Annotated in this window: 14 protein-coding genes; 7 read left to right on the forward strand and 7 right to left on the reverse strand. The window is 55.9% G+C overall.

Annotated features, from left to right (window positions below; translation table 11 throughout):
* Positions 1-380: 380 nt before the first annotated feature.
* From ACR0I1_RS18960 to ACR0I1_RS18980, 5 genes are read right to left on the reverse strand one after another with little or no spacing between them, the layout of a single operon-like run.
* A complete protein-coding gene (locus ACR0I1_RS18960) occupies positions 381-1,436 on the reverse strand; it encodes an energy transducer TonB family protein (RefSeq protein ID WP_480707544.1) in 1,056 nt (351 codons plus the stop codon).
* Complete coding sequence (locus tag ACR0I1_RS18965) at positions 1,433-1,810, reverse strand: ExbD/TolR family protein (protein WP_170597127.1); 378 nt, start codon at positions 1,808-1,810, stop codon at positions 1,433-1,435. Before ACR0I1_RS18965 ends, ACR0I1_RS18960 begins: the two co-directional genes overlap by 4 nt.
* Positions 1,811-1,814: 4 nt before the next feature.
* Positions 1,815-2,141: a biopolymer transporter ExbD gene (locus ACR0I1_RS18970; RefSeq protein WP_170395115.1), complete on the reverse strand. Its 327-nt coding sequence runs from the start codon at positions 2,139-2,141 to the stop codon at positions 1,815-1,817.
* 31 nt (positions 2,142-2,172) lie between these two features.
* Positions 2,173-2,835, reverse strand: coding sequence for a MotA/TolQ/ExbB proton channel family protein (locus ACR0I1_RS18975; protein ID WP_480707545.1), 663 nt, complete (start codon positions 2,833-2,835; stop codon positions 2,173-2,175).
* Complete coding sequence (locus tag ACR0I1_RS18980; protein WP_480707546.1) at positions 2,832-3,263, reverse strand: hypothetical protein; 432 nt, start codon at positions 3,261-3,263, stop codon at positions 2,832-2,834. The genes ACR0I1_RS18975 and ACR0I1_RS18980 overlap by 4 nt, the downstream gene beginning before the upstream one ends.
* Positions 3,264-3,535: 272 nt before the next feature.
* Between ACR0I1_RS18980 and ACR0I1_RS18985 the strand changes: the two genes are divergently transcribed.
* Both ACR0I1_RS18985 and amaB read left to right on the forward strand, forming a co-directional pair.
* A complete protein-coding gene (locus ACR0I1_RS18985) occupies positions 3,536-4,642 on the forward strand; it encodes a saccharopine dehydrogenase NADP-binding domain-containing protein (RefSeq protein WP_170626354.1) in 1,107 nt (368 codons plus the stop codon).
* Between the two features lie 3 nt (positions 4,643-4,645).
* The gene (amaB, locus tag ACR0I1_RS18990) at positions 4,646-6,157 is read left to right on the forward strand and encodes an L-piperidine-6-carboxylate dehydrogenase (RefSeq protein WP_480707547.1); all 1,512 of its coding nucleotides are present in this window, start codon (positions 4,646-4,648) and stop codon (positions 6,155-6,157) included.
* Positions 6,158-6,195: 38 nt separating this feature from the next.
* Here amaB and ACR0I1_RS18995 read toward each other — a convergent pair whose 3' ends face one another.
* Positions 6,196-7,773, reverse strand: coding sequence for a DUF5928 domain-containing protein (locus ACR0I1_RS18995; RefSeq protein ID WP_480563164.1), 1,578 nt, complete (start codon positions 7,771-7,773; stop codon positions 6,196-6,198).
* A gap of 140 nt (positions 7,774-7,913) precedes the next feature.
* Between ACR0I1_RS18995 and ACR0I1_RS19000 the strand changes: the two genes are divergently transcribed.
* A complete protein-coding gene (locus ACR0I1_RS19000; protein ID WP_170423261.1) occupies positions 7,914-8,732 on the forward strand; it encodes a sulfotransferase family protein in 819 nt (272 codons plus the stop codon).
* Between the two features lie 170 nt (positions 8,733-8,902).
* Here ACR0I1_RS19000 and ilvD read toward each other — a convergent pair whose 3' ends face one another.
* Positions 8,903-10,735, reverse strand: coding sequence for a dihydroxy-acid dehydratase (gene ilvD / locus ACR0I1_RS19005; protein ID WP_480707548.1), 1,833 nt, complete (start codon positions 10,733-10,735; stop codon positions 8,903-8,905).
* Positions 10,736-10,839: 104 nt separating this feature from the next.
* Between ilvD and ACR0I1_RS19010 the strand changes: the two genes are divergently transcribed.
* The 4 genes from ACR0I1_RS19010 to ACR0I1_RS19025 all read left to right on the forward strand — a co-directional run bounded on the left by ACR0I1_RS19010 (position 10,840) and on the right by ACR0I1_RS19025 (position 13,813).
* The gene (locus ACR0I1_RS19010) at positions 10,840-11,397 is read left to right on the forward strand and encodes an XRE family transcriptional regulator (RefSeq protein ID WP_170395136.1); all 558 of its coding nucleotides are present in this window, start codon (positions 10,840-10,842) and stop codon (positions 11,395-11,397) included.
* 14 nt (positions 11,398-11,411) lie between these two features.
* Complete coding sequence (locus tag ACR0I1_RS19015) at positions 11,412-11,681, forward strand: CBU_0592 family membrane protein (protein ID WP_170395139.1); 270 nt, start codon at positions 11,412-11,414, stop codon at positions 11,679-11,681.
* Between the two features lie 93 nt (positions 11,682-11,774).
* The gene (sseA, locus tag ACR0I1_RS19020; RefSeq protein ID WP_480562686.1) at positions 11,775-12,629 is read left to right on the forward strand and encodes a 3-mercaptopyruvate sulfurtransferase; all 855 of its coding nucleotides are present in this window, start codon (positions 11,775-11,777) and stop codon (positions 12,627-12,629) included.
* Entirely contained in the window at positions 12,629-13,813 is a 1,185-nt protein-coding gene (locus ACR0I1_RS19025) for an amino acid aminotransferase (protein WP_480562687.1), read from the forward strand. Before sseA ends, ACR0I1_RS19025 begins: the two co-directional genes overlap by 1 nt.
* Positions 13,814-13,841: the final 28 nt, after the last annotated feature.

Here is a 13,841-nt window from a genome sequence, read left to right on the forward strand (position 1 = left end):
TCCAAACACAGCCCGTGCGGACTACAATTGATCAACCCGATCAATTGCTTAACGATCAAACCTCGTCAGGCTCATAACATGAAGGTCGTAGGTTCAATTCCTACTCCCGCAAATAAAAATACACCGTGCAACATCAGATGTTTACGCACCGCCCTAGGGCGGTGTTTCTATTTGCACCAATACTTCTAGAAGCACTGTGGAAGCAACGATAGGAAACTTCTTTTCGTAACTAGCCACTTACCCCCTCAGCTCTTTTTTGCCAACTTCTGTGCTTCGCCCACGGTGACCTTGCCGTGACGACCGATGGAAATCCTCTCCTTAGAGCGTGTTGAAGCATTCAGGGAACGAACAACTGGTTCGGCGAACTGCTGTCTTTGGTATCAACTATTTTGGTAATAAAACGATAGCCTGCGGCTTGACCCGCTTGGTGGGCGGGGAAATGGAGCGGCGCGCATGACTTGATCTCTGGCGGCGCGTTCGATTTCAGGTGAGCCAGAGCTATCGACGATATCAACCCAAGCCAGTGATCCATCAGGGTTAATTTCGAAGAATACCTGCGCAAACCCGCGGACCGGGACATAGACGACGGGCGTTTGATTGAGGTGGACCAGGACTTGTCCGGCATAGTTAGTGGTATCGGAGTTTCCAACGCCGCGACCCGAGGATTGATTTCGGCCACTGCTGGCTCGGAACGGGTCAGCCCCTTCCTTTTGATAAAGGCTAAGCGGCGACTCCAATGTCTGCGTAGGGTTGCGCAAATTGTCGAAGTTACTGAACCCATCAAGTGATTTTGGCGTATCCGTTGCGGGCCTTCTGTCCGGGAGGCGGGGGCGTTTGGAAACAGATACGGCCTGATCGGAAGGCGCGGCTTGTTCTTCTGGTGGCTCGTTTGTTGGCTCATCGACCGAACTTGGGATTTCTGGTTCGACTGCCGTGCTCTCGAGTGGGGGGACCGGCGCTGTTGAGCCGTCTGTGGGCGGTAAAGCTGCCAAGCGCTCGGGTTCCGGGTCGACCGCTGGCGTTACGGCGGTATCTGCGTCTGTGGCTGGTTCTGGATTGGACGGGGCGACCGGTTCGGTCGGCACCTCTTCCTGTAGCTCTGATCGTGGGGCGACGGGCGCTCCGACATCGGGTGAAGATACCTGCTGAGGATTGGGGGAAGCGACGAGTGTATCGCTGATCGGGATGTCGGCAGTATCGAGCTTAACAGTGTCTTCAACCGGAGGCTCGGGGGCTTCAGCAGAGTCCGGCTGCACCGGGTCCGTCGTGTCGTCGGTGAATTCCTCGAATGTGTTGCCAAGCTCGATCAAACTGACCGATTCCTCATTGGCCCGCAGTTCTGGCAGACTGGAACCGTAGAAACTGATCCCAAAGATATGCAGGACAAGCGAAAGCACACCCGCCAACGCAGCGATGGCTGCTGACTTCCGGATCATTTTAAAGCCTGCTGGGTCACGAGGTACACAGATGGCGCCCCATGCCGTCGAAGGGCACCGGTTACCTCCATCAATCGTTGGCCTGAAACATTGCGGTCGGGGACAATCCTAACGGGTCCGTCATCATGGCTGGCCATAAAAGCCTCAGGGTCGGTTTGCACCCCACGAAAACTGAGGATGCCATCAGCGTTCAAGACAAGCGCATCGGGAGGGTCGCGGCCTTCGAGTTCCGATGTGTCGACAAGCTGAAGCTCGGGATCAAGCGGTGGTGCCAGGGTGCCTGCAATCAGAAAGAAGATCAGCATCAGAAAGACGACGTTGATCAGAGGGATGGTCGAGTCTCGTTTGCGGCTTGGGCGACCAAAGCGGATCATCGGTCTACTCCAACACCGTGACGGTCAAGCCATCGCGGCCACGCAAAACAACCAGCAAATCCACAAGTCGTTGGGCGGATGTATCCGCATCAAGGCTTACCAGTGCCTGACCGGCCCCGATCCGCGTAGACAGTTCATCCAGCGCCAGTGTTTCGCCATTCAAAGTCACGCGCTCGGTACCGATCTGGATGAATATTCGCTCGACGGGTTCAGCCGATTCTGATGCGCCTGAGGTTGCGCTGCTGATTTCGATCTCCGCGAACTTTGAGAAAGTTGAAGACAACATGAAAAACAGCAACAGCAAAAAGATGACATCGATGAGCGGGGTCATCGACATCGGTCGTCTGACAAAGGGCGCCGTGTTACGCATGTTCAGCGTTCAGAATCTCGGTCCTGCCTGAGGCGGGCTGGTTCGAGCTGTTCGGGACCAGAACCGTGCGCAGTGCTTTGTCCGCAAACACCCGTTCCCGGGCAGTTCGGCTTTCAAACCAAGACAAGACCATTGAAGTCGGCATTGCCACCGCAAGGCCAACGGCTGTTGTTACCAGAGCAACCCAGATGCCACCTGCCAACAATGAGGGATCGACAGAAGACCCGGCAGACTGAAGGCTTTGGAATGCATTGATCATTCCCAAAACTGTTCCGAACAATCCAAGCAGGGGTGCAAGCTGGGCGACCGTATCCAAAAGCCGAAATCCGCGCTCCAGCCCGGCCAGTGCCAATCCAGCTTCGGCATCCAGTCGAGCGTCCAGATCAGGAGTGTCCGGCGCGTCCATCGCGGCTTCGACAAGCGGTGCAAGATAGCTGCTGCTCCGAGCGAGGCGCGCGCGTGCAGTGGCTCGATCTCCAGCATCCCAGGCTTGCAGCGCTTGTGACAGAACCTTGTGCCGCCCTACGCCACAGGCAGCGAACTGCCAAAGCTTGTAAAGAGTAACTGCTAAGGTCAGGACCGACATGACAATAAGGATAGCCACAACGGGCCCGCCAAGGGTCAGGATCTCTCGAAGAGAAGAGAGAATATTCATCCAAGCAACTCCACTTCAATCCGGCTGCTGAGCGTTAGGGTCGATTGACAGATGTCGCTCTGAGAGCCTTTTACCACGCATGAACTCGCGCCATTGATCAATGCGCGCCCAACAGTCGTGCAAGACATCTCTGGCAGATCGAACTGACGGACACGTGGGCGATCCAAAGGTAAGTCGCGAAAATCAAAAAGCGAGAGGGTAACGACACTGCCTTCGGTGTCAAATATCACCGTCTCGAATACGGCTTCATCGATAGTGGCTCCGGATTGGTTGGTCACCAGAAAGGTCAATCTGCAGGCACTACCAACGTCTTCCAACGCATTGAGCTCTAACGAAATCTCAGCGACAGGCGCCTCAGCGGATTGGGCCAGAGCTGCAAAAGGAAGCAGGCATGCGAAACAGGTAAGCAGGACACGGAGAGATCTCATTGAAGGCACCTATATGCTTGGGCGAACCGCGATTGCCCGCGTTGTATAGCCGACAATGGTCCTCTCATACCTGATAGTACAATCACTTCAAAGGAGCGCTGAAACGATTGTGAATTCGACCATGTTCGAAGTCATATTCGAGTAAGTTATTTAGCAAAGTGACGTATAATATGGCAAAATGACGGAATATTACCTCATTTCGTCAAGATACGATCTGCAATCCGAACAAGTCGCCCTTCATAATCAAAAGAAACACAGAATGGAGGCGCGTTTTGAGCTGGAATATTTGCGTAGTCGGGGCGGGGAAGATCGGTCAGATGATCGCGACTTTGCTGAAAACCTCGGCACATTACACGGTGACTGTTGCCGATCACGATCTTGCGGCCCTGTCAGCATTCAAGAAACGGGGCATTTCTACGCGGCAGATTGATGCCAGCGATAGCGCGGGCTTGGAGAAAGGCCTTAAAGGGTTTGATGCGGTGATCTCTGCTGCGCCGTTCTTTCTGACACCGGCGATTGCGAGCGCGGCCAAAACTGTTGGGGCGCATTACTTTGACCTGACCGAAGATGTCGCCGCCACCAACGCGGTGCGCGAGCTGGCGCAGAACAGCGAGACGGCATTTATGCCGCAATGCGGGTTGGCCCCCGGGTTTGTCGGGATTGCAGGCGCTGCGCTGGCGGCGGAGTTCGATGAAATCGACAGCCTGCATATGCGGGTCGGGGCGTTACCGCTCTATCCGACCAACGCGTTGAAATATAACCTGACTTGGTCAACCGATGGGCTAATCAACGAATACTGCAACCTCTGCGATGCCATTGTGAATGGCGAGAGGGTTAAGACAGCCCCCCTCGAAGATTATGAGCTGATCGGCCATGACGGAGTCGAGTACGAGTGCTTCAATACATCGGGCGGGCTGGGCACCTTGCCCGAGACGCTAGACGGTAAGGCGAAGGCGGTATCCTATCGCTCGATCCGCTATCCGGGCCATCGGGATATCTTGCGCTTGTTGCTCAGTGACCTGGGACTAGAGCGTCGCCGCGATCTGCTGAAAGAGATTTTTGAAACGGCCTTGCCGCGTACGGATCAAGACGTCGTGTTGGTCTATTGCACTGCAAAGGGCATCGTTGACGGCACGTTGCGTGAGAAATCCCTGATCAACAAGTCCTTTGCGCGCACCATCGATGGACAAGTCTGGAGTGCGATCCAAGTAACCACTGCGGCAGGCGTATTGGGTGTCGTCGATCTGATGCGGACAGGGGTTCTGCCCTCGAAAGGCTTTGTTCGGCAAGAGCAGGTAAAGCTTGCCGATTTCCTGAACACCGAATTTGGCCGGCTTTATCGCGCCGGTGACGTTACCGAACAAAACAAGGCGGCTTGAGATATGAAAGACATTATAATGACTGCTGAAACCACGCTTGCGAATTTGGACCTGACTGCAGCTGAGCTTAGCGGCGGGTCGCTGCGGGTGACCTCTCCGATAGATGGCAGCCTGTTGGCCGAGGTTCACGAAACTCCGGTTTCCGAGATGGGGGCCATCTTTGCCCGCTCGAAAGCGGCGTTCAAGGAATGGCGCGTTGTGCCGGCTCCGCGCCGGGGTGAGTTGATCCGACTGCTGGGCGAAGAGCTGCGGGCCGCCAAGGACGACCTTGGCGCGCTTGTCAGTTGGGAGGCAGGCAAGATCACCTCGGAAGGTCTGGGCGAAGTGCAGGAGATGATCGACATCTGTGATTTTGCTGTTGGTCTGTCGCGGCAGCTTTATGGTCTGACCATTGCTTCGGAACGCCCGGGTCATCGGATGATGGAAACGTGGCATCCGGCGGGACCGGTCGGAGTGATCTCGGCCTTTAATTTCCCGGTGGCGGTATGGTCGTGGAATGCTGCGCTGGCCCTGGTCTGTGGTGATCCGGTAGTTTGGAAACCGTCCGAGAAAACGCCTCTGACCGCGTTGGCTTGCCAGAAAATCTTTGAGCGGGCGTTGGCCCGGTTTGGTGACGCCCCCGAGGGGCTTTTGCAGACCCTGATCGGTGGTGCCGATCTGGGTGAGGCGCTGGTTGCAAGCGAGGATGTGCCGATCATTTCAGCCACCGGCTCGACCCGGATGGGCCGCGCGGTTGCGCCGATCGTGGCGCAGCGCTTTGGCAAGTGTATTCTTGAGCTCGGCGGAAATAACGCGATGATCGTTGGGCCGTCGGCTGATCTGGAAATGGCGGTGCGCGCGATCGTATTCTCGGCTGTCGGGACAGCGGGGCAGCGCTGTACGACACTGCGGCGGTTGATTGTACACAACTCGATCCGCGAGGAACTGGTTGGGCGTCTGAAGAAAGCCTATGCAGGTCTGCCCATCGGTAATCCGTTGACCGAGGGTACGTTGATTGGGCCGTTGGTGGATGAAGCTTCGGGCAATGCGATGACCGCAGCGCTTGAATCAGCAAAGGCCGAGGGTGGTGCCGTGTTCGGAGGTCAGCGCGTGACCGAAGGTGTGCCGGGCGGTGTTTATATGCAACCGGCCATCGTTGAGATGCCGGGCCAGACCGCGACTGTGAAGGCCGAGACCTTTGCTCCGATCCTTTACGTCATGGGCTATGACGATTTTGCCGAGGCGATCGAGATTCAGAACGACGTGCCACAGGGCTTGTCGTCCTGCGTTTTTACACTGAACATGCGCGAAGCCGAGCAATTCCTGACAGCGGCCGGGTCGGATTGCGGGATTGCCAATGTGAACATCGGCCCGTCCGGGGCCGAGATCGGTGGCGCATTTGGTGGCGAGAAGGAGACCGGAGGCGGGCGCGAAAGCGGATCAGATGCCTGGAAAGCCTACATGCGCCGTCAGACCAACACGGTAAACTATTCGGCCGAGTTGCCATTGGCGCAAGGTGTCAAATTCGACATCTGAACTCGAATGTCCGGCGGCACCTGATCGTGCCGCCGGATTCAATCAGCGAACAGGTAATCCAGTTGCATGATCGCTTTGGCCTGATCGGCACTGATCCCCAGAAATTCCGCGATAATCACCTCATTCTCCGAACGATCCGCCGCCTCACGCAAATGGAACAGCCCATCATTCTGGGTGCTGCGGATCAATTCGGATTCGTAAGACAGCGCGTTGCGAAGGGTCGGTAGCAGACGTGCAAGAGAATCCTGTGAGCTGTTCTGGCCCGCAAGACCGACACGATGGGCATGGCCCGTCAGATATTCATCTGAATAGGCACATTCGATTTCCAGAACTCGTGTTTGGGCCTGATCTGCACAGAAATCCTGAATGACGTCCAGATTGGCCGGATCTATGCAGAGTACCAGCCTGTCGCTTTGGAAATAATCGAACAACATACGTGCAACGGCCCGCCGATGGCGCGACCGCTTAATCAGGGTCGTCTCGATTCCACCCAAATCGGGCAATGGCGTATCCTGCTCATCATAGATGTATTCGATGCAGGGAATGGGGGTTTCCGACGCGATCTGGTCAACAAGCCGTTTGGCGACATGCCACTTCTTGCAAACAATCAGAAACGCCTGACGCTCGGGGCCTAACGTATTGCCGACCTCCCAAAAGCGCTGAGCGAAACGTCGTCCTACCCGACCGCGACCGGCAAGGAAGTGATACAGATTACGCCCTTCGTCCGAGATGTGGAACGTGACCCCTTCGCTGGCATAAAGCTGACCCAACCGTTCCTTCAACTCATGAGCCTCGGGGCTGATCTTGCGAGCGAATAGGTAGTTCTGCCCCAACAGCATGTCATAGTGATCATTGTAGAAGGTGACAGGCATGCCATAGTCGGAAAACATCAAAAATGTCAGTGTACGGTTTTCGATTTCCTGCTTCGGGACGAGGTGGCGAACAAGCGTCTGAAAGAACGTCTCGTCCGGAATCCAGGTGGTCGAGAAAAACCGGACCACATCGCGGCGTTGGCGCAGGAAGTCCAGAATCATCTCGACTGTGCGACGGCGCAGGCACCACCACTGGCTGCCGATCTTGACCTGCAGGTCTGCAGGTATGCCGCGGGTCAGACCGAAACGCTTTTGCATTTCGTATGCGGCATAGAACAGGCGCGGCTGATTGCGTTCGTTGAAATAGTGACGATAGATCAGCCGGTCTTCTTTCATTCCGGTCTTAATCCAATTGCTTTCGAAGAAGTCATGGCTTTCGATGAAATCCATGTCGCGTTCATCAAGGAAGCTGTGCACATACTCGGCGGTTTTAATTGCCATGCAATCGCCGGACAGCATGTAAAAATGGGTGACCCTCGGGAACTGATCCACCGCCGCCTGTAATGCATGGAGCGTGGCCTGAACCAGTGACCATTCGCCCCATCCGCATTTGATCCGCTTCGTCGCAAATGCGACGCTGCGGTTATCTTTCAGGGCGTCGCGTATCTGCGCATAATCCGTATCGTTGGCGCGAGCGTCAAAATGGATCGCCATACAATCGCCGGCAGCCGTTAGCTGACTGGCCTGCGCAATGATCGCGTCAGGATCTTTGTGGCACAGCAAGATATAGGCAATCTTTGCCATTTGCGTCTCGTAATTCCCCGTTTCTGCCCAATTGCAACCGTGATACTGAGGATGAGCGATTGAATAAACAGAATATTTTTGGTTCTTTGGGTCAAAATGCCGGAGTATCAATGCGATAACTGGCTAAGGAGGCGCAGTAGATGGGTTTTCCAGGAACATGGATGACCGAAAGTCAAAGCATGGTCTACCGTGTTGTGCCGAAATGCGCCTGCTCGACGATCGGGCAAATCATGTATTTCTCGGATCATGGCAGCTTCTTTGATGGTGACATTCACGACGCCAAGGACGGAATGCACAAGTGGGCCTTTGGTGCCAGTCAGGATCCGATTGCCAGAAATGTTCAATCGCACCAGTCCTATACGTTTACCTGCGTGCGTAATCCCTACACACGCATTCTCAGTTCCTTTTTTGACAAGATCTGTGGCATTCAGCGCAACGGCAAACGCTATCGCGGCAATCTGGTGCCAACGCTGATCTACAATTATGGGATCGAGGTTGGCGGTGACGATGGCAAAGGCGAGTTCGATCAGATCGCCAGTTTCCGCCGGTTTCTGTTATTTGCACGTGACACGATCCGTTGGCGGCGGCCGATGGACCCCGACATTCACTGGTCGGCGATGTCTGGCCATGTCTCGACGCTGATCGCTAATGGCGGGCGATATGATCGGATTTTTTGGACCGAGAAGTTCAACGATGGGATGCAGGGTGTGTTGGACAATCTTGAAACCTCGCATCCCGTGACTCTGTCCGAAATCCCGCGCTTCAACGAATCCGAAGGCCATGGGCCAAAACGCGTGCATCCGGTCGAGGATTACTTTGACGATTTGTCGATGCATCTGGTCTACGAGATCTACAAACAGGATTTTGAACTGTTCAAGTATGATTTCGAAAATCCCGCCAACAAAATGCCGACGGGTGAGATCGATCTGGATGAGATTCACGCCAAGCTGGGTGATTAAGACGCTCGAAGTGTGACGCTCCCGCCCATCGTCAATGTCTCTTGTGAGACATCTCCTCTGGTTGGGCCCGGCGCCGCGCAAAGCGCGGCGCCGGGCCCAAATTCCGAAAGTGGAATCGGCGCAGCCGATTCCATGTATCGGGTGCGGGAGTGTTCGCTCACCCGCAGTGCTTAGACCTGACGGACGGCACCTTTTGCGGCACTGGTCGTCAATTTGGCATAGGCTTTTAGCGCGGTGGACACTTTACGCTTACGTGGTGCAACGGGCTGCCAGCCCTTCTCGTCCTGCTCTTCGCGCCGCGCGGCCAGGTCTTCGTCGGAGACCACCAGATGGATGCTGCGGTTGGGAATGTCGATTTCGATCGTGTCGCCGGTTTTCACCAAACCGATCTCACCACCTTCCGCTGCTTCGGGCGAGACGTGGCCGATTGATAAGCCCGAGGTGCCACCCGAGAAACGACCGTCAGTCAGCAGCGCGCAGGCTTTGCCCAGTCCCTTGGATTTCAGATACGAAGTCGGATACAGCATTTCCTGCATTCCCGGCCCACCACGCGGGCCTTCGTAGCGGATCACCACCACGTCACCTTCCTTGACCTTGCCGGTCAGGATGTCATTGACAGCCTGGTCCTGGCTTTCGCAGACATAAGCTGAGCCCGTGAATTTCAGGATGTTCTCATCCACACCCGCAGTTTTCACGATACAGCCGTCGCGCGCGATATTGCCGAACAATACTGCCAGACCGCCATCCTGGCTGAATGCGTGCTCTTTCGAGCGGATCACGCCGCCTTCGCGGTCAGTGTCCAGCTCCTTGTAGCGGTTCGACTGGCTGAAGGCTTGTGTAGTACGCACGCCGCCGGGCGCCGCTTTGAACAGGTCCTGAGCCTTCGGGTTGTTGGCGACTTTGATGTCCCAGTTGGCAATTGCTTCGCCCATGGTGCCCGAATGCACTGTATGGCAATCCTCATGCAGCAAGCCTGCGCGGCTGAGTTCACCGAGGATCGAGAAGATGCCACCAGCGCGGTGGACGTCTTCCATGTGCACGTTTTCGATGTTGGGCGCGACTTTGCACAAACAGGGCACTTGGCGGCTCAGGCGGTCCATGTCGGACATGGTGAAATGCACTTCACCTTCGTGCGCGATGGCCAGCAAATGAAGCACCGTATTGGTCGATCCACCCATTGCGATATCCAAGCTCATGGCATTTTCGAACGCGTCGAACGTGGCGATTTCACGCGGCAGGAAGCCTTTCTCGTCCAGATCATAGTGGCGCTTGGTGATCTCGACGATGCGGCGACCAGCTTCCAAGAACAACTCTTTACGGTCGGCATGTGTGGCCAGGGTCGAGCCATTGCCCGGCAGCGCCAGACCCAGTGCCTCGGCCAGACAATTCATCGAGTTCGCGGTGAACATGCCCGAGCATGAACCACAGGTTGGACAGGCGTTTTCTTCAATGTGTTGCACCTGCTCATCGGTAAATCGATCATCCGCTGCGGCAACCATGGCGTCGACAAGGTCGATCTTCTTGGCGTCCAGATCGGCGATGTCGATCTTGCCCGCCTCCATAGGTCCACCCGAGACAAAGATCGCAGGGATGTTCAGACGCATGGCCGCCATCAACATGCCGGGCGTGATCTTGTCGCAGTTCGAGATACAGACCATAGCGTCCGCGCAGTGGGCGTTAACCATGTATTCAACAGAATCCGCAATCACCTCACGCGAGGGCAGCGAATACAGCATCCCGTCATGGCCCATGGCGATGCCGTCATCGACCGCAATGGTGTTGAACTCTTTGGCGACACCGCCAGCGGCCTCAACCTCACGCGCAACCATCTGTCCCAGGTCCTTCAGGTGGACGTGACCGGGTACAAACTGGGTGAACGAGTTGACGATGGCGATGATCGGTTTGCCGAAATCGTCGTCTCCCATACCGGTGGCGCGCCACAGGCCGCGAGCACCGGCCATGTTGCGGCCATGGGTGGAGGTTCTGGATCGGTACATTGGCATGATGCTGTATCCCTATTGCCCAAACTGCGATATTGGGTGTGTACGTTATAGCGCACGTATCATATGTACGTTATAACGCACAAGACAAATCGCAGGGCGCGGCTATGGAATCGGACGAACTAACGCTGAAACTAAGGGATGTGCGGGCGGCATCCGGGCTGAGCCTGTCAAAAGTCGCGGAACTCACCGGGGTCAGCAAAGCTATGCTGGGCCAGATCGAGCGTGGCGAATCAAGCCCGACCATCGCGACCCTGTGGAAGATCGCGAAGGGTTTCCAGCTCCCGCTGAGTGCTTTGATTGGTACTGCTGCAATGCGTGACACGACAGATGCCGATGTGTTCAGTACCGTGAGATTTCCAGGAAGCATCGAAGTCAAGATTGTCTTTCCCTTTGATCCCGCATTGGGGGCCGAAACATTTCATGTCGAGTTGTCACCCAATCAAAGCCACGAATCTCCGGCCCATGCAGCAGGCGTAACCGAAGAGGTTTTTGTTCTGAGCGGAGCTTTGGACGTGCTGCGAAATGGAAACTGGGTTCCGCTGCAATCCGGTCAAGGATTGCGATTTTCTGCGGATGTGCCGCATGGATACCGCGCTGGTGATCAGGGAGCTGCTTTTCTAAATATGCACCACTATTCGCAACCAGCGGAAGTTTCAGAATAGGAAAGCCCCATACAATGACCGCACTACTGGACAGTTTGACCGTCGTCGATGCCATCGGCTCATTCGGGGCTTTGATCGTTGTTGCGGCATATTTTGCGACCCAGATGCGAGTGATGAACTCGGAGGATCTGGCCTTTCCGCTGGTGAATCTTATCGGTTCGGTGCTGATCGTGTTCTCACTGCTGCAGAACTTCAATCTTGCGTCCATGCTGATCGAAGGCTTCTGGATCATCATCAGCGTTATTGGGATCATCCAGTATTATCGCCTGCGTCGTTTGCGATAAATCCAGTGTGGTCGGGACGCTAGCGCTATCCAGCCTTGAACCTGCATCCTGCCAAGTATAGGGAAAACCCAAGCTCGCTTAGGGGAGGCATAGATGCAGGACGATCCAAAAACCCTCGTTTCTACCGAATGGCTTGCCGCACATCTCAAGGATCCGGATCTAAGGATTCTGGATGGGTCGTGGTACCTGCCGCAGCAAGCGCGAGACGCCAAGGCAGAGTATGACGCTGCCCACATCCCTGGTGCGCGGTTCTTTGATATTGATGAGATATCCGACCATCGTTCCGACTTGCCGCATATGGCACCTCCGGTCGAGAAGTTCATGTCGCGCCTGCGCGCGATGGGCGTTGGCGATGGCCATCAGGTCGTGGTCTATGACGGTGCGGGGCTGATGTCGGCGGCGCGGGTCTGGTGGTTGTTCCGTCTGATGGGACAGGACAATATTGCCGTTCTGGATGGTGGACTGCCAAAATGGCAGTCCGAAGGGCGCGAGATCGAAGACCTGCCCCCCATTATTCGCGACCGTCACATGACGGTGCGGGTTCAGAACCACCTTGTCCGCGATGTGACGCAAGTTTCATCAGCCGCGAAGCTTGCGGATCACGAGATCATCGATGCCCGCTCGGCGGCCCGTTTCGTCGGGACCGAAGCTGAACCGCGCGAGGGGTTGCGCTCGGGTCATATCCCAGGCTCGCGCAACGTGCCTTTTGGAATGCTGTTGAACAAGAATGGCACGATGAAGTCGCCCGAGGACTGCCGCGCGGTTTTCGAAGATGCCAGCGTCGACTTATCGAAACCCGCGATCACATCCTGTGGCTCTGGTGTGACTGCCGCAATTCTCAGCCTTGCCTTGGAACGCATGGGCAAGAAAGACCACGCGCTATATGACGGCTCCTGGGCTGAATGGGGTGCCTTCCCAACCCTGCCCGTCGCAACCGGAGAGAACTGATGTTCGAGAACCTTAAACCGCAGCCAGCAGACAAGATTCTGGCGTTGATGCAGATGTACCGCGACGACCCACGTGATCAGAAGATCGATCTGGGCGTTGGTGTCTACAAGAACGCCGAGGGGGTCACTCCGGTGATGCGCGCGGTGAAAGCAGCTGAAAAGCGTATTCTCGAAGAGCAGGAGAGCAAGGCTTATACCGGTCTGGCTGGTGATCCAGCCTTTGCGGACGCGATGATCGACTTGATCCTCGGAACTTCTGTCCCGCGTGGCAACATTGCAGCCGTAGCCACCCCCGGTGGTACCGGAGCCTGTCGTCAGGCGTTTGAGATGATCCGTATGGCCAACCCCACCGCGCGTGTTTTCGTGTCGAACCCCACATGGCCAAACCATTTGTCGATCCTGAACTATCTAGGGATCGAGACAGTCCAATACCGTTATTTCGACGGAGAATCGCGTGGCGTCGATTTCGACGGTATGATCGAGGACCTGAAAACTGCCAATGCAGGCGACGTGGTTCTTCTGCACGGCTGTTGCCACAACCCAACGGGTGCCAACTTAAATATGGTGCAATGGCAAGAGGTCGTGAACCTGATCAACACGCGTGGCCTCGTCGCAATGATCGACATCGCCTATCAGGGCTTTGGCGACGGTCTGGAAGAAGATGCGCAGGCAACCCGTCTGGTAGCATCGTCAGTGAAGCGCTGCCTGATCGCGGCGTCTTGTTCGAAGAACTTCGGCGTCTACCGTGAACGCACCGGCCTGCTGATGGCGATCAGTGACGATCCGGCACAGACTGCACTGAACCAGTCTACGCTGGCATTTCTGAACCGCCAGAACTACTCATTCCCGCCTGATCACGGCGCGCGGGTGGTGACGACGATCCTGAATGACGATGCTCTGCGGGCAGATTGGGCGACCGAATTGGAAGATGTCCGCCTTTCCATGCTGGGCCTGCGTCAGCAACTGGCTGATGAGTTGCAGAGCCTTAGTGGATCGGATCGATTTGGATTTATCGCCCAGCATCGCGGCATGTTTTCGCGACTGGGTGCCGCGCCAGAACTGGTTGAAAAGCTGCGTGCCGATCACGGCATTTACATGGTCGGTGACAGCCGCCTGAACATCGCTGGTTTGAACGCCAATACTGTGCCCATTCTGGCGCAGGCGATTGTAGATGTCGGCGTCTGAGCGATATCTTTGAATGAAGGAAAACCCG

This window comes from Ruegeria sp. B11 (genome assembly GCF_056539785.1).

Bases quoted from the DNA above. Each gene is read 5' to 3' on its own strand.
- sseA (WP_480562686.1), top strand. From the start codon at position 11,775: ATGCAGGACGATCCAAAAACCCTCGTTTCTACCGAATGGCTTGCCGCA.
- ACR0I1_RS18960 (WP_480707544.1), bottom strand. From the start codon at position 1,436: ATGATCCGGAAGTCAGCAGCCATCGCTGCGTTGGCGGGTGTGCTTTCG.
- ACR0I1_RS18975 (WP_480707545.1), bottom strand. From the start codon at position 2,835: ATGAATATTCTCTCTTCTCTTCGAGAGATCCTGACCCTTGGCGGGCCC.
- amaB (WP_480707547.1), top strand. From the start codon at position 4,646: ATGAAAGACATTATAATGACTGCTGAAACCACGCTTGCGAATTTGGAC.
- ACR0I1_RS19010 (WP_170395136.1), top strand. From the start codon at position 10,840: ATGGAATCGGACGAACTAACGCTGAAACTAAGGGATGTGCGGGCGGCA.
- ACR0I1_RS18965 (WP_170597127.1), bottom strand. From the start codon at position 1,810: ATGATCCGCTTTGGTCGCCCAAGCCGCAAACGAGACTCGACCATCCCT.
- ACR0I1_RS18980 (WP_480707546.1), bottom strand. From the start codon at position 3,263: ATGAGATCTCTCCGTGTCCTGCTTACCTGTTTCGCATGCCTGCTTCCT.
- ilvD (WP_480707548.1), bottom strand. From the start codon at position 10,735: ATGCCAATGTACCGATCCAGAACCTCCACCCATGGCCGCAACATGGCC.
- ACR0I1_RS18995 (WP_480563164.1), bottom strand. From the start codon at position 7,773: ATGGCAAAGATTGCCTATATCTTGCTGTGCCACAAAGATCCTGACGCG.
- ACR0I1_RS19025 (WP_480562687.1), top strand. From the start codon at position 12,629: ATGTTCGAGAACCTTAAACCGCAGCCAGCAGACAAGATTCTGGCGTTG.
- ACR0I1_RS19000 (WP_170423261.1), top strand. From the start codon at position 7,914: ATGGGTTTTCCAGGAACATGGATGACCGAAAGTCAAAGCATGGTCTAC.
- ACR0I1_RS19015 (WP_170395139.1), top strand. From the start codon at position 11,412: ATGACCGCACTACTGGACAGTTTGACCGTCGTCGATGCCATCGGCTCA.
- ACR0I1_RS18970 (WP_170395115.1), bottom strand. From the start codon at position 2,141: ATGACCCCGCTCATCGATGTCATCTTTTTGCTGTTGCTGTTTTTCATG.